Annotated in this window: 19 protein-coding genes; 10 read left to right on the forward strand and 9 right to left on the reverse strand. The window is 73.0% G+C overall.

The window, feature by feature from the left end:
• Positions 1–5: 5 nt before the first annotated feature.
• Positions 6–1739 carry a hypothetical protein gene (locus ACFPM7_RS21085; protein ID WP_378249397.1) on the reverse strand — a complete coding sequence of 578 codons (1734 nt, stop codon included), beginning with the start codon at positions 1737–1739 and terminating at the stop codon, positions 6–8.
• 127 nt (positions 1740–1866) lie between these two features.
• Here ACFPM7_RS21085 and ACFPM7_RS21090 point away from each other — a divergent pair, with 127 nt between their 5' ends.
• Both ACFPM7_RS21090 and ACFPM7_RS21095 read left to right on the forward strand, forming a co-directional pair.
• Positions 1867–2748 carry a helix-turn-helix domain-containing protein gene (locus ACFPM7_RS21090; RefSeq protein WP_378249398.1) on the forward strand — a complete coding sequence of 294 codons (882 nt, stop codon included), beginning with the start codon at positions 1867–1869 and terminating at the stop codon, positions 2746–2748.
• A complete protein-coding gene (locus ACFPM7_RS21095; RefSeq protein ID WP_378249399.1) occupies positions 2745–2963 on the forward strand; it encodes a DUF397 domain-containing protein in 219 nt (72 codons plus the stop codon). Before ACFPM7_RS21090 ends, ACFPM7_RS21095 begins: the two co-directional genes overlap by 4 nt.
• Before the next feature lie 58 nt (positions 2964–3021).
• Here ACFPM7_RS21095 and ACFPM7_RS21100 read toward each other — a convergent pair whose 3' ends face one another.
• Positions 3022–3975: a PDR/VanB family oxidoreductase gene (locus ACFPM7_RS21100; RefSeq protein ID WP_378249400.1), complete on the reverse strand. Its 954-nt coding sequence runs from the start codon at positions 3973–3975 to the stop codon at positions 3022–3024.
• A 140-nt stretch (positions 3976–4115) separates the two neighbouring features.
• Here ACFPM7_RS21100 and ACFPM7_RS21105 point away from each other — a divergent pair, with 140 nt between their 5' ends.
• Positions 4116–4472, forward strand: coding sequence for a hypothetical protein (locus tag ACFPM7_RS21105; protein ID WP_378249401.1), 357 nt, complete (start codon positions 4116–4118; stop codon positions 4470–4472).
• 128 nt (positions 4473–4600) lie between these two features.
• Here the strand turns inward: ACFPM7_RS21105 and ACFPM7_RS21110 are convergent, their stop codons facing one another.
• Both ACFPM7_RS21110 and ACFPM7_RS21115 read right to left on the reverse strand, forming a co-directional pair.
• Positions 4601–6640 (reverse strand): xanthine dehydrogenase family protein molybdopterin-binding subunit, encoded by a 2040-nt coding sequence (locus tag ACFPM7_RS21110; protein WP_378249402.1) that lies wholly within the window; start codon positions 6638–6640, stop codon positions 4601–4603.
• Complete coding sequence (locus tag ACFPM7_RS21115) at positions 6640–7113, reverse strand: (2Fe-2S)-binding protein (protein WP_378249403.1); 474 nt, start codon at positions 7111–7113, stop codon at positions 6640–6642. Before ACFPM7_RS21115 ends, ACFPM7_RS21110 begins: the two co-directional genes overlap by 1 nt.
• A gap of 29 nt (positions 7114–7142) precedes the next feature.
• On the opposite strand from ACFPM7_RS21115, the gene ACFPM7_RS21120 reads away from it, so the two are divergent.
• Positions 7143–8228: a hypothetical protein gene (locus ACFPM7_RS21120; protein ID WP_378249404.1), complete on the forward strand. Its 1086-nt coding sequence runs from the start codon at positions 7143–7145 to the stop codon at positions 8226–8228.
• On the opposite strand, the gene ACFPM7_RS21125 is transcribed toward ACFPM7_RS21120, so the two are convergent.
• Both ACFPM7_RS21125 and ACFPM7_RS21130 read right to left on the reverse strand, forming a co-directional pair.
• A complete protein-coding gene (locus ACFPM7_RS21125; RefSeq protein WP_378249405.1) occupies positions 8156–8638 on the reverse strand; it encodes a MarR family winged helix-turn-helix transcriptional regulator in 483 nt (160 codons plus the stop codon). The two genes, ACFPM7_RS21120 and ACFPM7_RS21125, sit on opposite strands and share 73 nt — an antisense overlap.
• 23 nt (positions 8639–8661) lie before the next feature.
• Complete coding sequence (locus ACFPM7_RS21130) at positions 8662–9135, reverse strand: GNAT family N-acetyltransferase (protein WP_378249406.1); 474 nt, start codon at positions 9133–9135, stop codon at positions 8662–8664.
• A gap of 556 nt (positions 9136–9691) precedes the next feature.
• On the opposite strand from ACFPM7_RS21130, the gene ACFPM7_RS21135 reads away from it, so the two are divergent.
• The 4 genes from ACFPM7_RS21135 to ACFPM7_RS21150 are packed head-to-tail and all read left to right on the forward strand — an operon-like array spanning position 9692 to position 13256.
• Positions 9692–10675 (forward strand): iron-containing redox enzyme family protein, encoded by a 984-nt coding sequence (locus tag ACFPM7_RS21135; RefSeq protein WP_378249407.1) that lies wholly within the window; start codon positions 9692–9694, stop codon positions 10673–10675.
• 27 nt (positions 10676–10702) lie between these two features.
• Positions 10703–11395 (forward strand): 2OG-Fe dioxygenase family protein, encoded by a 693-nt coding sequence (locus ACFPM7_RS21140; protein WP_378249408.1) that lies wholly within the window; start codon positions 10703–10705, stop codon positions 11393–11395.
• A gap of 5 nt (positions 11396–11400) precedes the next feature.
• The gene (gene dapF / locus ACFPM7_RS21145) at positions 11401–12201 is read left to right on the forward strand and encodes a diaminopimelate epimerase (protein ID WP_378249409.1); all 801 of its coding nucleotides are present in this window, start codon (positions 11401–11403) and stop codon (positions 12199–12201) included.
• Positions 12198–13256: a pyridoxal phosphate-dependent aminotransferase gene (locus ACFPM7_RS21150; RefSeq protein WP_378249410.1), complete on the forward strand. Its 1059-nt coding sequence runs from the start codon at positions 12198–12200 to the stop codon at positions 13254–13256. The genes dapF and ACFPM7_RS21150 overlap by 4 nt, the downstream gene beginning before the upstream one ends.
• On the opposite strand, the gene ACFPM7_RS21155 is transcribed toward ACFPM7_RS21150, so the two are convergent.
• Complete coding sequence (locus ACFPM7_RS21155) at positions 13234–14217, reverse strand: DMT family transporter (protein WP_378249411.1); 984 nt, start codon at positions 14215–14217, stop codon at positions 13234–13236. The genes ACFPM7_RS21150 and ACFPM7_RS21155 overlap by 23 nt on opposite strands.
• A gap of 95 nt (positions 14218–14312) precedes the next feature.
• Positions 14313–15005 carry a glutamine amidotransferase-related protein gene (locus ACFPM7_RS21160; protein ID WP_378249412.1) on the reverse strand — a complete coding sequence of 231 codons (693 nt, stop codon included), beginning with the start codon at positions 15003–15005 and terminating at the stop codon, positions 14313–14315.
• Positions 15006–15081: 76 nt separating this feature from the next.
• On the opposite strand from ACFPM7_RS21160, the gene ACFPM7_RS21165 reads away from it, so the two are divergent.
• A complete protein-coding gene (locus ACFPM7_RS21165; RefSeq protein WP_378249413.1) occupies positions 15082–15948 on the forward strand; it encodes a LysR family transcriptional regulator in 867 nt (288 codons plus the stop codon).
• A gap of 6 nt (positions 15949–15954) precedes the next feature.
• Here ACFPM7_RS21165 and ACFPM7_RS21170 read toward each other — a convergent pair whose 3' ends face one another.
• Entirely contained in the window at positions 15955–16305 is a 351-nt protein-coding gene (locus tag ACFPM7_RS21170; protein ID WP_378249414.1) for a PRC-barrel domain-containing protein, read from the reverse strand.
• A gap of 209 nt (positions 16306–16514) precedes the next feature.
• Here ACFPM7_RS21170 and ACFPM7_RS21175 point away from each other — a divergent pair, with 209 nt between their 5' ends.
• Positions 16515–17786, forward strand: coding sequence for a hypothetical protein (locus ACFPM7_RS21175; RefSeq protein ID WP_378249415.1), 1272 nt, complete (start codon positions 16515–16517; stop codon positions 17784–17786).
• Positions 17787–17840: the final 54 nt, after the last annotated feature.

Below are 17840 nucleotides of genomic sequence, written 5' to 3' on the forward strand. Positions count from 1 at the left end.
TCCGGCTACCACACCTTTTCGGCGTCCCCCGGCAGCCACACGGCGCCCGGGTCGTCGCCGTCGCGCGGAGCGGGTGGCCCGGGGATGAACCCGTCACCGGCCAGCCACGCCTCCAGTTCGAGTTCCCCCTCCGCGACGAGCGCCATCGCGTCCCCGTCCTCCGCCGACTCGGCGCTGCCCCTGGCGCGCACCAGCGCCCTGCGCGCCTCGGCCGCCTCGCCCGCCAGCGCGCGGGCGAAGGCGAGCCGCACCCACGCCCGCGCCTCCTCTTCCCCGTCCCCGAGGTTCATGGCGGCGCGGACCGCCTTGCGCTGCACCCGCGCCGCCGCGTCATGGTGTCCACGCGAGCGCTGAAGCGGCCACAGCGCGTGGCAGAACTCCAGGACCCGCTCGTCGTTCCTGCGCTCGGCCGCGACCAGCAGCGCCAGGAGCGCGCCGCGCTCGGCCTCGTACCAGCGGGCGGCTTCCTGCGGGGAGGACCAGTCCCGCCTGCGCGCGGGCCCGCTCGGCCAGACGAGCCGGGACCGGTGCTCCTCGCGCAGCGCGCGGCCCGCGGCCAGCGCGGCGCCGAGGTACCAGTCCTCCACTCTGTCCCGTGCCCGGTCGGCTTCCTCGCGCGCGGCGGAAAGGCCGCGCGCGTGCAGGCGGACCAAGGCGTGCAGGCGGAAGCGGTCCATCGCTCCGGTGGCCAGGTTGGCGTCGCAGAGCCGGTGCAGGATGTGGCGGGCGTGCTCCACCCACTCCTCCAGCCCCTTGGCGATGGCCTCGGTGCTGAACTCGGCGGCGGGCAGAGCGCCCAGCAGCGCGTACGCGCGCCTGCCGTCGGCGTCGAGGGTGTGCACGACCTCGTCGAGGTCCGCGCCGATCTCGCAGTCCTCCGCGGCCAGGCGGGCGAGGCGGTGGCCGTCGTCGGCGAGGTGGGCGGCCAGCACCCCGGGCGGCCATCGGTCCGGGTCCTCCAGCAGCGAGGCCACGATCCGCACCGCTTTCGGCAGTCCCGCGCAGATCCCGGCGAGCCGCTCGGCGACGTCGGCGGCGAGGTCCGAGCGGATGTCCTCGTCCAGCATCGAGAGCAGCAGCGCCGCGGTGTCGGCCTCGTCCAGCGGCTTGAGGCGCAGCACGCGCGCCGCGTCGAGCGCGGGCCTGCCCAGGCGGTATCTGCTGGCCACCACCAGCGCGCTGCCCGGCGCGCCGGGCACGAGCAGCCGCACCTGCGCCGAGCGCTCGGCGTTGTCGACCAGCACCAGCACCGGCCGGTCCGCGGTGAGGCTGCGAAAGAGCGAGGCGCACTCGTTGAGCCCGATGGGCGGCTGGGTCACCTCGTAGTGGGCCAGCAGGGCGGCGAGAACCCGATGGACGGCGTCGTCACCGCGATAGCGGTGATCGGTGTAGTCGACGTAGAGCTGGCCGCCGGGGAAACGGTGACGGTTCGCGTCCGCCCAGTGCCGCACCAGCGCGGACTTGCCGACCCCGACCATCCCGGTCACGACGATCACGGCCTGGTGCCCCGGTTCCAGCCGGTCCATGACGGAGTCCATCTGCCGCAGCTCCACCGCCCGGTCCACGAAGCCCACGGGCTTGGGCGGCAGCTGACGCGCGATCGCCAGGTCACTGTCGGGAGACTCGCGCCCGAGCGTGATCTCCATGCGATGGGCCTGGAAGACCCCGCCGCGGTGCGCCCCGGCCTCGGCCCGGTTCACCACACCGCCGGCGCCGTCGCCTGCCCCCTTCGTCGCCATGACGCCCACCGCCTCCCCGCCAACTACCGGATAGCACGGTGGCTGCTAGCATGCATCCGGACCGACAGTACGCGATCTGCTACGTGTCATGTTGACACACGAAACCGATAATCGGGAGGGCTGCGCAGTGGCCAAGAAACCCGAGAAGGCGGGCCCGGTCGTCCCCAGGGTTCGGCTGTCGATGGAACTGCGGCAGGCCAGAGACCACGCGGGCCTGACCCAACAGCAAGTCGCCGAGGCCCTTGAGTGGTCCCTGAGCAAGGTGATCAGGATCGAGAACGGCGCGGTCCGCGTCTCCATCACCGACCTGCGCGCCGCGCTGGCCCTGTTCGGCATCTCCGAGCCCGCGCGCGTCGACGAGCTGCTGGAGCTGTCCCGCCAGGCCCGCGAGAAGGAGTGGTGGGACAAGTACCGCAAGGACGCCCAGCAGGGGATCATCGACCTCGCCGCCTACGAGGCCAGCGCGTCGGTGATCCACCAGTACCAGTCCATGGTCGTCCCCGGCCTGCTCCAGACCACCGCCTACGCCCGCGCCGTGATCGGCAACTTCGATGACGAGGCCACGACCGAGGGCCTGCTCGCCCTGCGCCGCGACCGCCAGCGGGCCGCGCTGCGCGGGGACGGCCGCGAGCGTGTGTTCATCCTGGACGAGGCGGTCCTGCTCAGGACGGTGGTCGGCCCCGACGACATGCTTGAGCAGCTGGCGCACCTGGTGGAGGTGAACCGGATGGACGGTGTCTCGATCCACGTCCTCCCGCTGTCCTCCGGACCGCACCGGGCCATCGGCGGGTCGTTCCAGGTGCTGGGCATCGGGTCGACGCGGGGGGCCTCCTACATCGCGTACACGCCCGCGGGCTGGTTCGAGCAGCTCATCAAGAACGAGTCGGCAGTCGCCGAGTACCGAGTGATCTTCGATGAACTCCTGGCGCTGTCCAGCACTTCCGACCAGCTAGAGGGTCTCCTCGACCAGGTCGGGAGCACTATCCACCAGCAGAAAGAACGAGGATGACGCAGGACGATCGCCAGTCGCGCGCCAGGCGCGACGCAAGCCCCGCAGTGTGGTTCAAGAGCTCGTTCAGCGCCGATGGCGCAGGCAACTGCGTCGAGGTCGCGTGGCGGCCGAGCGCGGTGCTGGTGCGGGACTCGAAGGTCCCCGACCTGGGCTCGCTGTCGGTCCCGACCGACGGCTGGGTGAGGTTCGCCCGAACCGCCAAGGGCTCCTGAGTTCGCAGGCACCGCTGAGGCCGCCCGGAGACCATCCGGGCGGCCTCAGCCGTTCGGCCTAGATGTCCAGGACCAGGCGGGCGGAGACGGCGCGGGAGACACAGATCATCATGGCCTGGCCCTCCTCGCGCTCGGTCGGGCCGAGGATGGAGTCGCGGTGGTCGGGGGTGCCGGAGAGGACGCCGACCTCGCAGGTGCCGCAGGTGCCCTCCTGGCAGGAGGAGTAGACGTCCACGCCCGCGGCCGAGACGACCTCGAGGATCGAGCGGTGCTCCGGGACGGTGAGGGTGAGGCCGGATTGAGCGAGTTCCACCTCGAAGGAGCGACTGGGGCCCTCGGCGGCGCCGGGCTTGGCGACGAAGCGCTCCAGGTGCAGGGCGCCCTGGGGCCACCGGGCGCACTCGGCCTCGACCGCGGCGAGCAGCGGCTCGGGGCCGCAGCAGTAGACGGCGACGTCGGGGGCCGGGTCGGCGAGGATCTCCAGGAGGTCGAGGATGCCCGCCTCGTCCTGGGGCTGGATGCTGACGTTGTCGGGGTGGCGGTCTTCGAGCACGTCGGCGAAGGCCATGGAGGTGCGGGTCCGGCCGCCGTAGAACAGGTGCCACTCGGCTCCGGCCGCGGCGGCCGCGGCGATCATCGGCACGATCGGGGTGATCCCGATGCCGCCCGCGATGAAGATGTAGCGGCGCGCGCCCGCGAGGGCGAAGTGGTTGCGCGGTCCGCGGACCTCGACCGCGTCGCCGATGGCGAGGCGCTCGTGCACGTAGGCCGAGCCGCCGCGGCTCGCGGGCTCGCGCAGGACCGCGACCTGCAGCACCGACCGTTCGGCCGGGTCGCCGCAGAGGGAGTACTGCCGGACCAGGCCGTCGCCGAGCACGATGTCGATGTGCGCACCCGGCGCCCACGGCGGCAGGTCACGCCCGTCGGGGCTGCGCAGCGTCAGCTCGACGACGCCGTCGGCCAGCGCTTCCTTCTTCTCCAGCACCAGGTCGAGCGCGGGTTCGGTCGGCATCGGGTTTCCCTCTCTGTTGAGGTCGCTGTAGCAGTACCACGGCGACCTGACACGTCGCCGACAGCCGAACCCGGCCGGCAGCGGAACCCATAGGCGACCGCGTCGACCCCGCGGCCGAGAACACCGGCGGCTGCCTCGTCATGGTCGGCTCCGTCGCGGCGTACCACGCGGCGATCACCGAGGCCATGCGCGGAGTACGGGAAGGCGCTGTCCACGGGTGGCCCAGGGCCACCCGGTTCCGCTGGAGTTCAAGACCGACCCCAGGCCGCCTGCCGCGCCCTCAACTCGGTCCTGCGCAACACGGTGAGACAGCGTCGAACCTGGAGAAGGCCAAGGCACTGGCCGTCCTCATCGAACTGGCAGGGTCAGTATCCGAAGAGGACCGTCTGCCGGAGTGCGGCGCCCACCTCGCCTTCCTGCCCCTCACCGACGACGAGCGCGGCGAGGTCACCTCCTCCGTCGCCGATCCCGCCGTTCTGGCGAAGTGGATGGCCTAGGCCGTCCTCGCGGGACGGCCGCTGCAAGGCCGCCACCACCTCGGCGAGGACGACGCGTGGAACATCGCGGCGCTGGTGCTGCGCCTCGCCGAGCGCGACGCCTGGCCGAGCGGGTGGGCGCAGCGGCCTCAGCCGGGCACCCCCAGCGCGGGCAGCCCCGTCAGCGTCGTCCGCCCCGCCCTCGCCAGCGCGCAGGCGATCGCCGCCGTGGCGGGCGGATAGGCCAGTTCACCGAGACCGCCCACGGGGTGGTCGGTCTCCACGATGTGCACATCGATCGGCGGCACGTCATCGATGCGCGCCCAGCCGTAGTCCGCGAAGCTGGACTGCGCCACCCGCCCTTCCCGCACCGTGATCTGCGCGCCCAGGACCGTCGAGAGGGCGTCCACCACGCCGCCTTCCACCTGTGCCCGGACGCCCGACGGGTGCAGTGCCGCGCCGACGTCCACCGCCGCGGTGACCCGGCGCAGGCGCGGGCCCGTGCGGGTGCGCTCCGCGTGGGCGATCACCGCGATGGCCGAGCCGTAGTCCAGGTGGCAGGCGACGCCCTCGTGCAGGCGGCCCGAGCGGGGCCGGGACCGCGCGGCGGCGACGTCCAGCACTCGGCGCAGTCTGCCGCCGGTGGGCAGGAGCCTGCGGCGCAGGGCGACCTGGCCGATGCGGGCGGTGTCGGCCAGGCTGCTGAGGAACGCCTCCTCGGCGAAGACGAACGGGCCCGCGTAGACCGAGCGCCAGAAGCCGGTGCGCAGCGGGGAGGGCGACAGCGCGACGCGGGCCCGGCCCTCGACGGTGTAGGGGAAGTGGTCGCCGCTGGCGAGGACGAGGTCGGGGTTGTTGAAGAACGGCGCGACCGACAGCGGCCAGGTCGCCACGTCGTGGGCGCGGCGCACCGGTATCCCGTCCCGGCCGACGACGGCGCGCATGCGGTGCACCGACAGCGGGCGGTACGAGTCGTGCTGGGTGTCCTCCGCGCGCGTCCAGAGCACCTTCACCGGCCTGCCCGCCACCCGCGAGCACTCCACTGCCTCGCTGACGAAGTCGGGCTCGATGCGTCTGCCGAACGCGCCGCCGGAGAGCGTCGCGTGCACCGCCACCGTGGACTCGGGGACCGCGAACAGCCGCGACAGCAGGGTCCGCAGGCCGCCGGGGTCCTGGGTGGGGGCCCACACGTCCAGGCCGTCGGGACGCCAGTGGGCGGTGGCGTTCATCGGCTCCATGGGCGCGTGGGCGAGCATCGGAAGGCGGTACTCGGCCTGCACGACCGACGGGCCCAGGTCCTCCGGCTCGGGCAGCCGGGCGGCGAGGTCGTCCAGCCAGCGCCTGCTGTCGGCGGTCGGGGCGCCCCCGGTCCACTGGACGGTGAGCGCCTCGCGCCCGCGCAGCGCCGCGCCCGTGGCGGTGGCGATGACGGCGACGCCGCCCTGCGCGCCGGTCCGCGGCCCGATGGCGGCGACCGCGACGACACCGGGGACCGCCGTGGCGGCCGTGTCGTCGAAGGAGGCGACCGTGGCGCCGATCCACGGCGGGCGGGCCAGGACGGCGGTCAGCACGCCGGGCGGGGCGGTGTCGATGCCGTAGCGGGCGCGGCCGGTGACGATGTCGCGGGCGTCGACGCGGCCCGCGCCGCCGCCGAGCACCCGCCACCGCGCGCGCGGCGTCAGCTCGACCTCGACGGTGCCCGGGTCGATCGCGGCGGCCTCGCCGACCAGCGCCGCGTACGGCAGCCTGCCGCGCCGGGGGTGGCGCACCTCGCCGTCGCGGGCACGGCACTGCGCGGCCGGGACGCCCCAGCGGCGCGCGGCGGCGGCCACGAGCAGCGCCCGCGCGGTGGCGGCGGCCTGGCGCACCGGGTTCTCCAGCGCCCGCACCGACAGCGAGTTGGCGACCATCTGCTGGCCGTACTTCGCGGTGTCGCCCTCGGCCTGCTCGACGTCGATGGCGGTCAGGTCGACGGCCAGTTCCTCGGCGACCAGCATGGCCACGACGGTGCGCACGCCCTGGCCGGTGTCCGGCCTGGGCACGGTGACGGTGACCGCGCCGCCGGAGTCCAGGCGCAGGTACACCGACGGAACCCATTCGGCGCTCCGGGCGCCCGCGAGGGCGGGAACGGGCACGGCGACGACCAGGGTCCCGGCGCCGAGGGCGGTGAGGAAGGTGCGGCGGTCCATCACCCGGCCTCCCCTCGGGCGAGCCTGGCGGCGAGGCGGACGGCCTCGCGCACCCGTCGGTAGGTGCCGCACCGGCAGACGTTGTCGCGCAGCGCCTCATCGATGTCGCGGTCGTCGGGGTCGGGGTTCTCGGCGAGGAGGGCGACGGTGGACATGATCTGGCCGGGCTGGCAGTAGCCGCACTGGGCGACGTCCAGGCGCAGCCAGGCCCGCTGCACCGGGTGCCCGGCGTCCTCGGAGAGGCCCTCGACGGTGGTCACCCGCCGCCCGGCCGCCTGCTCGACGGCGGTGACGCACGGCCGCACGGCACGTCCGTCCATCAGGGACACACAGGCGCCGCACACCCCCACACCGCAGCCGTACTTCGGCCCGGTGAGGCCGAGTTCCTCGCGGAGCACCCAGAGCAGCGCCTCGCCGTCCGGGGCGTCGACCTCGTGGTCCTCGCCGTTGACCGTCAGGCGGTGTCGCCGCACGCTTTCCTCCTCGGGGAAGCCCTGGTTAGATGTTCAGCATGCTGAACATTACCCGGTCCCCCGGCTCCCGGGCCATAGTCCTCGGCCTGACCGCGAGCGCCGTGCTGACCGGGGTCGTGTGGCTGCTGGGACAGCGGCTGCACGACGTGGCCCTGCTTCCCGACCAAGGGGCCGCTTGGTACTACTGGCAGCTGCCTGAACCGACCGCGGTGACTCGGGCGTCAGCGTGGCTGGGCTACGCAGCCCACCAGATCGTGTCCTGGGGGCTGATCTACTACGCGCAGACCCGAGTACGTCAATACACGTCCGGACTGCACAAGGTCAACGTCGTGGCGCTGGCCGCGAACTTCGGCTTCATCGTGCTGCACCTGGTGCAGACGCAGCTGTTCTACGACGGCCTGGCCCAGGACGTCTCCATCTTCAGCTCCCAGGCCTCGGTCGTCATGCTGCTCGTCGCGGTCCTGCTGATGGAGAACCGCAGGCGGGGCCTGCTGCTCGGCAAGCCCGCCCCGCTGGGCCAGGAGGTCGTGCGGTTCGTGCGCCGCTACCACGGCTACCTGTTCAGCTGGGCCATCATCTACACCTTCTGGTACCACCCCATGGAGTCCACCAGCGGGCACCTGATCGGCTTCTTCTACATGTTCCTGCTGATGGCGCAGGGCAGCCTGTTCTTCACCAGGGCCCACACGAACCGCTGGTGGACGCTGCTGCTGGAGGTGATGGTGGCCGTGCACGGCACCCTGGTCGCCGTCATGAACTCCGGCGCCGAGGGCATGTGGCCGATGTTCCTCTTCGGCTTCCTCGCCATCTTCGTGCTCACCCAGATGCACGGCGTCGGCCTGTCCCGGCGCACCCGGTGGGTGCTGGGCTGGGCATTCATCGCTGCCGTGCTGGGGGTGTACCTGTGGCGGGGGATCGGCAGGATCGATGAGGTCGTGCGCATCCCGGTGATCGAGTACGCGCTGGTCGGGGTGCTCGCCGCCCTGGTGTGGCTGGGCCTGCGGATCGCCGCGCTCCTGCGGCCGCGCGAGGCCGAGCCGGACTATCCGCCCCCGGAGGACGGCGGCTCCGCCATCCCGATCAGCGCGATGAGGTCGTCGCGGAAGCGGCCGTAGTCGGGCAGCGCGCCGAAGAACTGCTCGGACTTGCGCTCCTCGACCCGCGCGCCGTCGAGCGCGACCTGCCCGCTCTCGGTGATCTCCACGAGCAGCCGCCGCCGGTCGCCGACGTCGGCGCCGCGGCGGACGTGCCCGTAGCGGGTCAGCTTCTCGACGGTGCGGCTCATCGTCTGGTCGGTCACCCGGCACAGCAGCGACAGCTCGCGCTGCGAGCGGGGGCCCTCCTCGACGTGGTGCAGCACGACCAGGCCAGCCTGGGTGAGGTCGTAGCCCGCCAGGAACCGCTCGAACCGGACCTCCAGCACCCGCGCGGCCACCGACAGCAGCCGCCCGGTCGGCCACGACCGGGCGTCACCGCGCACCTGCTCGGCGCCGGGGAACTCCGCGCGCCCGCTTGTCTCGGCCACACCCCATTCTCGCAGAGGTGGACTCAGTCCAGCCGCAGGACCGTCTCCTCGATCTCCGCGCCGCGGGCGGGGGCGAAGGCGATCTCGGTGCCGGTCCTGCGGAAGCCGGCCTTCTCCAGCACCCGCAGCGACCCGGCGTTGTCGCTGGCCGCCCGCGCGTGCAGCGGCCGGACGGTCACCTCGGCGAGCAGCAGCCGCACCGCCTCCGTCGCGACCCCGCGGCCCCAGTGCGCCCGGTCGACCCAGTAGGTGATCTCGGTGTCGCCCTCGACCGCGAAACACGAGGCCGTTCCCGCCAGCGCGCCGTCGACGGTGATCGCCCGGAGGATGACCGTCGGCAGCGCGCGGATCCTGGCCATGTGCGCGTCGAAGGCCGCCCGGTCGTCGGGGTCGTGCGAGGTGAAGGCGGCCATGCGCACGGCCTCCGGGTCGCGCTCGACCTCGAACAGCGCGTCGAGGTCGGCGTCGGTGAACGCCCGCAGCGCCACGACCGGCACGGCGGCCTCCCCCTGGGTCCGGCGGGCCGCCTCCGAGGACGGCCCGGCGAGAACGCGAATGCGCGAATATAGCACCACACCGATCGCGACAGCGTACGACCTATTCCGTTCCCACGGAACTGCCAATAGACGCTGATCACGTTCGGTGATGGCAGTGCCACCTCAGCGACTTCGTTCCCGGTATACGGGAACAATGGGAAAGGCACAATAACCCCCGAGGTATAGCTCGAACGGCTCAACGGGGCGGTTCATTCGCCGAGTACAGCCCACGGACCGCAGCGGGAATGCCCGGCAAGCACACCGCAGAATCCCACGAAGCGACGCAGAACTACTCCATCCGGGTCGGAGCAATGTGTTTAGGCTAAATGGAGGGTTTGTTTCCTGGCATTCCATGAGTGATCATTGTGGCCATCCGCTGGCTCGGCGATCTTCAACAGGGATTTGACCGGCCATGCCCACTGCGCGCGGCCCCGTTTCGACCACCCTCGGAACCGGTTCGCGGGAAAGGTGACCGAAATTGCGTGATCTCACCGCACTGGTCGACGAGGTTACCTCGTTGCTGCACACTCCCGCCGACGAGGTCGACGCCCGCGTGGTCGGGTCGCACGCCGAGCGGGTGACCGCGGGGGTCGCCGAGCTCAACGCGGCCGCCGCCGCGGGTGACCAGGGGGCGTTCCGGCTTCAGCAGCTGCTCCTCTCGCGCATCTACAACCTGACGATGCGCATCCCCGACCAGCCGACCGCCGAGGGCTCGGTCCTCGTCAACGGCGTGCTGACCGCGCTGGAGCGGGCCACCATCGCCGCCGAGGACGCCAAGGTGGACTGGGCGGCGGTCGAGGCCGCGCCCAGCGACCCGGCCGCGTACCTGTCCTGGCTGAAGAAGAGCGCCCGCGGTCACCGGGTCTTCAAGCACCCCTACTACACCGACTTCATCCGCCACCACGCCACCGCCGACGACCTGCGCAAGTACGTCATCCAGGAATCGGTGGTGGACGGGCGCTTCGACGACCTGCTGGCGCTCATGCAGGTGGGCACCGCGGGCGCGAGCAAGATGGAGATCGCCAGCAACTTCTGGGACGAGATGGGCAACGGCAAGCCCGACGAGGTCCACACGACGCTGTTCAACCAGCTCTACGAGGTCTTCGACATCACCGAGCAGGAGCTGGAGGACTCGCTCACCGCGACCGCGCTGCTGTCGGGGAACCTGGCCGTCCTGCTGTGCCGCTACCGCCGGTTCTACCCCGAGGCCGTGGGCTTCCTCGGCATGACCGAGTGGCTGGTGCCCGACCGCTTCGTGCAGGTCGTCTCCGCGTGGGAGCGCCTCGGCCTGCCCGACGTCGGCATCGTCTACCACCGGCTGCACATCACCGTGGACTCCCAGCACGCCGCCGGGTGGTTCCACAACATCGTGCTGCCCTCGGCAGGCTCGGCCTACATGCGCCGCGGCATCGCCCGCGGCACCCTCTGGCGGCTGAACTCCTCGGCGCGCTACCTCGACGAGCGCATCGGCGAGGTCGCCGATCTCGCCCCGGCCCACTAGCCGCTCCCGGAAGGACCCACGCCAGTCATGCCACTGAACGATCAGCGCTTCGCCATCGTGGACCTGCCGGAGATCCCGCAGGACATCCTCGACAGCTACGACCGCTGCCCGGTTGACGAGTACATGGGCAACGGCACCCGGTTCAAGCGGTTCAGCCAGTACCGGCTGCACCACGACGAGACCGAGGGCTGGCAGTTCGCCAAGCTGGAGCACCGCGACTACACCACCTTCACCAAGTTCAACTCGGTCGCGGGCGGCATCCGCCGCGTCTACCTGCCGATCGAGGTCGACTTCACCCCGATCATCCGCGCGGGCATGGCGCAGTTCGACCTCGACCCGTCCGAGGACTGGCAGATCAACGTCCACCAGAACCGGACCAAGGCCGACGGCGACAAGCCCGGCCCGCTGACCCCGGAGGGCGTGCACCACGACGGGCACGAGTTCGTCATGATCGCGATCCTGCGGCGCAACAATGTCGGCGGGGGTACCACGCGGCTGTGGCTGCCCGGCGCCGACGAGCCGTTCTGGGTCGGCACGCTCGACCCCGGCCAGGCCGTCCTGCTCGACGACCGGGCCCTGCAGCACGACGTCACCGACGTGACCTCCGCCGACGGCGGGCCCGGCCACCGCGACATCGTCATCGTGGCGTTCTCGCGGTGGAAGGAGAAGTGGTACGGCGACGAGCACGACGCGGCCGCCCTGGCCACGTCGACCATGTGACGGTCGTGGACTTCACCAAGTACCAGGCGCTCGGCAACGACTACCTGCTGCTCGACCCCGGACCGCCGCTCACCCCCGCGGCCGTGCGGCTGCTGTGCGACCGGCGGCTCGGGGTCGGCGCGGACGGGGTCCTGCTGCTGGACGGGCCGGTCGACGTCGACCGGCCCGTCGCCGTGCGCACGGTCAACGCCGACGGCAGCCCGTGCGCGCGCAGCGCCAACGGCGTGCGGATGGTCGGCCTGCACCTGGCGGGCCTGCACCCGGGTACGGCCCGGTTCACCGTGGCCACCCCGGCAGGCGAGTCCGCGGTGGAGGTCACCGACGCCGCGGCCGGGCTGGTCTCCGTCGGCCTCGGCCCCGCGGCGGTGTCCCCGCCGCGACCGCTGGCCGTGGCGGGCGCCGGCTTCGACATGTCCTTTGTGGATAACGGGAACCCGCACGCCGTGCTCTTCCTGCCCGAGGTCGGCGCGGGAGTCGCCCACGAGCACGGCGAGGCCGTGGCCGCGTCGTTCCCCGGGCGCGCCAACGTGCAGTTCGTCCACGTGCTCGGCCCCGACCGGCTGCGCGTCGAGGTCTACGAGCGCGGCGCGGGCTACACCCCGGCGTCCGGGGCGAGCGCGTGCGCGGCGGCGAGCGCGGCGCACGCGCGCGGGCTCACCGGCGGCCGGGTGGCGGTGCTGATGCCGGGCGGGTCGGTCGCCGTCGAGGTCGGCGGGGACGGCGTCCGGATGGCGGGCGAGGTGCGCAAGGTGTTCGAGGGGCGGATCTCGGCGGCGCTGCGGCGCGCGCTGGAGGAGGTGCGATGACGGCGGCGATCTACCCGATGCGGCGGTGGGCGTTCGAGGACACCCCCGGGCGCTACGAGGTCGACCTGGGCAACAGCTACGTCCCGGTCGGCGATCTCGCCGACCTCGGCGTGCCCGGCCAGCTGCCGCTGGGCTACGGCAGCGACGCGGGCACCCCGCGGCTGCGCGCCGCCGTCGCCGCCCGCTACGGCGGCTCCCCCGACCGCGTGCTGGTCACCCACGGGGCGGCCGAGGCGCTGTACCTGCTGTTCACCACGCTGCTGCGGCCCGGCGACCAGGTGATCACCTTCCTGCCGGGGTGGCTGCCGTCCCTCGACGTGCCCGCGCACCGGGGCGCGCGGGTGGACGCGGTTCCCCGCACCGACGACATGGCTGTCGACCTGGCCGCCGTGCGCGCCCTGGCCGGTCCCGACCTGCGGATGATCTACCTGGACTCCCCCGGCAACCCGGGCGGGCGGCGCACCGACAGCCAGGACGTCCTCGCCTTGGCCGACCTGCTCGCCGCCACCGACGGCTACCTCGTCCTGGACGAGGAGTACGCCCTCGACCTCGCGGGCTCCCCCGCCCTGACTCACCCCCGGGTGGTCTCGGTGTCCGGCCTCGCCAAGGTCTACGGCCTGCCGGGCCTGCGGATCGGCTGGCTCTACGGCCCCGACGAGGTGGTCGAGGCGTGCGTGCGCCACAAGCACTACACCTCCATCGCCAACTCGGTCCTGTGCGAGGAGTTGGCGGCCCGCGCGCTGGAGCGGCACGCCCGCTACGCCGCCGCCTACGCCGCGGCCGTCGAGCCGGGGTGGGCGGTGGTGGCGGCCTGGGCCGAGGCGAATGCCGACGCCGTCCGGGTCGTCCCGCCGGACGGGACCCCGTTCGCCTGGGCCGTCCCGCTGTCCGGGGAGCCGTCGCTGGCGCTGTGCAGGCGCGCGCTGGAGGCCAAGGTGCTGCTGATGCCCGGCGAGACCCTCGGCAGCGACCGCGGGTTCCGGCTGGGCTTCGCCAGGGACCCCTTGGTCGTCGCCGAGGGCCTGCACCGGATCACTCCTTTGCTGCGCCGCTGACCTGGCCGTCCGCCCGGGGCTGCTGGTCAAGTGGCTTGTCGACGTCGTCGAGCAGCACGACCGGCTCGGGCTTGGGCGGGCGGATCAGCAGCACCCCGCCGATAATCAGCAGCGCGCCGACCACGGTGTTCCAGTTCAGGATCTCGGCCATGAACAGCACGCCGATGATCGCCGCCCACATCGGGGTCAGGAACGCCACGGTGGAGGCGACGGTGGAGCCGACCGCGCGGATGACGGTCAGGTTCCACATGTAGGCGATGCCGGTGCCGATCGCGCCGAGCACGACCATCGCCAGCATCGGCCCCATCCCAGGCCAGGTCGGGGCGCCCGACATGAACGGGGCGACGATGGCCAGCTGCACCGTGGCCAGGCCGATCTGGATGGCGGTCAGGGTCAGCGCCGGGACGTCCACATCGGACAGGTACTTGCGGGTGTAGGTGTAGCCGAGCCCGTAGGAGGCGACCGCGATGATGCACGCCGTGCTGCCCGCCAGCATCGCGTCGTCGACCCCGTCCCAGACGCCGAGCACGACCAGCGCCCCGGCGAAGCCGGTGGCCAGGCCAAGCAGCCTGCGCGGCGTCGGCTTCTCCTGCGGCAGCATGACCAGCACCCACACCAGGGTGAACAGCGGGATCATCGCGTTCCACACCCCGGCCTGCAGGGAGCTGATGTTCTTCTCCCCCAGGGCGAAGAGGGTGAACGGCAGCGCGTTGAGCACCGTCCCCACGACGAAGGCGTGCCACCACACCTTCGCCTGGCGGGGCACCGTCAGCCTGCGGCCCGCCACCAGCAGCCACAGCACCAGCGCGCCGAAGAAGCAGCGCCAGAAGGCCACCCAGCCGGGCGCGATCCCGGCGTCCACCCCGATCTTGATCAGCGCGAACCCGGAGCCCCAGATCAGCGAGCAGGCCAGGAAGTGCGGCAGCCAGACCGGGGTCTGCGCACGGGATTCGGTGGTCATGGACATCCTCCGCTGGGGGACTGGGAGCGCTGCGGTGTAGCCGGCCTGAAGGTGGCTGGCCCGAGTGTGGCCGGGCCCGCTGACGCGGGAACCGCTCACGCGGCGGCGGCGCGGGCGAACGCGGTGACGACCGGGTGCGGGTCCGGGGTCAGCTCCGGCTGGAAGGCCGCGGCCAGGAAGAACCGGTGGCCGGGCAGCTCGGCGATCCTGGCGACGCCGTCGTCGTCGTGGCCGCTCAACCGCAGGCCGCCCTCCTCCAGCAGCGGGCCGTACCCGGGGTCGAGTTCGTAGCCGCTGTGGTGGCGCTCGGTGGTCGCCCGCGCGCCGAAGACCCGCTCGGCCAGCGATCCGGGGCGCAGGCTGACCCGCCGCTCGTGCCCGGCCAGGGCCTTGCGGGCGGGCACGATCAGCACGCGGTCGGCGTCGGGGGCGGTCTCGGCGTGGGCGGCGTCGGCCATGCCGCACACCGAGCGGGCGTACTCCAGCAGGGCGTGGGAGAAGCCGCCGCAGGTCGCCAGGAACGGCAGGTCGCGCTCGCGGGCCGTGCGCACGGCGGCCAGCGCGCCCGCCTCGCTGAGGTACGGGCTGCCCGGGACGAGCCAGACCCCATCGAACCCCTCGAACCCCTCGAACCCGTCGAGGCGGGGGTCGGCGGTGGAGGTCCAGTAGGCGTCCACGGCGATGCCCGCCCGCCGCCACAGGGCGTCGAACAGGTCGGCGTACCGGGCGTGCGCCCGCACCGCCGCCGACCGCTCGCCCACCAGGGCCACCCGCGCTATCCGCCGCATTCGACCATGGTCGAGCCCACCCGAGTTCAGCACAAGCGATCGTTTCGCATCGCGGTATCAGTTATGCTTATCAGCCGTGGACACGCGCCTGCTGCGGACGTTCTGCGCGGTGACGCGCCTCGGCTCCTTCTCGGCGGCGGCCCGAGAGCTGGGCTACACCCAGTCGGCGGTCTCCCAGCACATCGTCGCCCTGGAGTCCGACCTGGGCGTGCCGCTGCTGACCCGCCGCCCGGTCGGCCCGACCGACGCGGGCGCCCGGCTGCTCGACCACGCCGTGCCCCTGCTGCTGCGGCTGGACGCGGCGCGGGCGGACGTGGCCAGGGCGGCGGCCGAACCGGCCGCCCGGCTGGCGGTCGGGGTGGCTCCGCTGGCGGCGGCCCACCTGCCCGCGATCGCCCGGCACGCGCGGGCCGCGGGCGTGCGCGAGCTGTCGGTGCGGGTGGCGGCCCCCGGCGCGCTGCCCGGCGCGCTCGCCTCGGGGGAACTCGACCTGGCCGTCGTGGTCTCCCCCGCCGTGCGCGGCGACCCGCCACCGCTGCCCGCCCTGGCGTCGCTGCGCTCGGTGCCGCTGGCCGAGGCCCCGGCGCTGGTGGCCGTCCCGCAGGGGCACCCGCTCACCGGGGAGGCGGCCCTGGCCGACCTGACCGAGGCGCGCTGGCTGGCCGCCCCGGACGCCGTCGGCTCCCTGGACGACCTGTGCGCGGGTCTCGGCCTGCCGCCGCTGCGCACCGCCGTGCGGTGCGCGGGCACCGACCTCGACGCCCCGCGGCTGCTCGCCGCCGCGGGCGAGGGCCTGGTGCTGCTGCCCGCCTCGGCGCTGACCCCCGACCTGCGCGGGGTGCCGGTGCGCACCCCGGAGCTGGTCTACCGCACGGACCTGCTGCACCCCCGTTCGGCGGACCGGGCCGTCGTCGCGGTCGTGGCGGCGCTGGGCGCGGGGTGACCGCGGTCAGCGCCGGGCCAGGAGCCGTTCCCCGTGGCTGGTGTAGGGGATCTCGTAGTGGGCGAACACCGCCGGCTCGTCGCGGGCGAGCAGCTCACCGTCGGTGTCGATGGACGGCGCGTCCTTCACCAGCGACTTGGCGTACTGCACCCGGACCGCCTTCGGGCTGACGACAGCGCCGCCTGCGGGCACGAACGCCAGGCGCTTGCGGCCGATGAAGCCGACCGACACGGTGAAGAAGCTCGGCTGGTCGGTGGTGGTGTCGACGTACACCGACTCCAGGGTGCCGATGGTGTCCCCGGCCGGATCGATGACGTCCTTGCCGATCCAGTCGCGGATGTTCTCTGCGGGAAACATGCCGGTCGTGTACCCCCGCGGAGGGCGCGCGTACCAGGGTTTCACCCGCGGGTGGCGGCCCGTCGGCGACCTCGCCCGCTTCCAGGACGGCGATCTGGTCGGCGGCCACCACGGTCGGCAGGCGGTGGGCGACCAGCGGCGGGGTCGAGCGGTCCGCAGGGTGCCCGTTTGTCACCTCCGACGCTCGGGCTTGTGCTTAGGTAGCGGCCATGTCGTCTGGACCTCCCCAGTACCCGCACGGCCCCACCCCAGGTCAGCAGCCCTGGACCCGCTACCCGGCCGGCCCCGGCTACGGCATGGCACCGCCCCCGCCGCCGCCGCCGAAGAAGAGCGGCGGACTGGTGTGGGCCGTGCTGGGCGTCGTGCTCGTCCTCGTCGCGGCCGGGGTGACGACGTACTTCCTGGCGTTCCACGAGTCCGACGGCGACACCGGCGCACGCGGCGGCTCGGGTGGCTCCGGCGGCTCAGGGCAGGCCGAGTGCGAGGGCGACTACTGCATCGGCGAGTACCCCTACGCCAACGCCTGCGGTGTGTTCCCGCCCTCCAGCGTGGCCGCGCACCTCGGCACCGTGGGCACCCAGGGCCTGCGCGTGCAGGAGACCTACGCCGACCCGCTCCCCCCGATCGACGGCGAACAGCGGCCGTCGTGGACCTACGGGCTCAACTCCGTGTGCTACATCTCCCCCGCCGACACCGAGCGCGCCCAGTTCCGCTCGGTCAGCGTGGGACTCAAGCAGACCTCCACCGACGAGGTGAAGAAGCCGACCAAGGGCCGCCCGCTGCCCGGCTTCGACGGCGCGCTGATCGAGGACCTCGAAGGCCGGGGCACGGTGACCTGGGCCCGCGGCAACGTCGAGGCGACCTTCGACGTCACCTGGACCAACCGCAAGCCCGCCATCCCCGACGGCAAGCTGGCCGCCGCGGCCAAGGCGATCGACGACGCCCTGGCCTCCCCGCCCGGCCCGCCAAGCGACCTCGGCGACCTCTCCCGGGGCGGCCAGAAGATCGTCAACGACGCCTGCGAGGTCTACACCGGTGCCGATTTCCAGGCGGCGACGAAGTTCACCGTCAGCCCGTTCGACATCAAACGCACCTACGTCGTCGGCGGGGGCCCGGAAGAGACCTCGTGCAGGCGCACGACGGCCTCGCGCAACACCATCCCCGCCGCCGAGGGCACCACGATCCTGGACGGCTCGATGGCGCCCGTCGTCCGCATCTCCGCGCTGCGCGACGCCGCGGCGGCCAAGTCCCGCCTCGCCGAGGACCGGGAGAACATCGACCTGGCCGAGACGATCTCCGGCATCGGCGACGGCGCGGTCTTCGGCGTCAGGGGAAACCGGTTCACGCTGGTGTTCACCTCGGGGCCGCACTCGGTGGTCATCGACTGCGGCCTGTCCAACGGCAACGCCGACTGGACCCCGGCCGACATGCGCCAGCGCCTGGAACCCCTCGCCAAGGCGATCGCCGAGCGCATGGCCTGACCGGGCGGGCCACCCCGCCACCCGCGCGGAGGCGATCCCGCTCACCGAGCCCGC

Origin of the sequence: Actinokineospora guangxiensis, assembly GCF_042657845.1 — a bacterium.
Taxonomy (GTDB): Bacteria; Actinomycetota; Actinomycetes; order Mycobacteriales; family Pseudonocardiaceae; genus Actinokineospora; species Actinokineospora guangxiensis.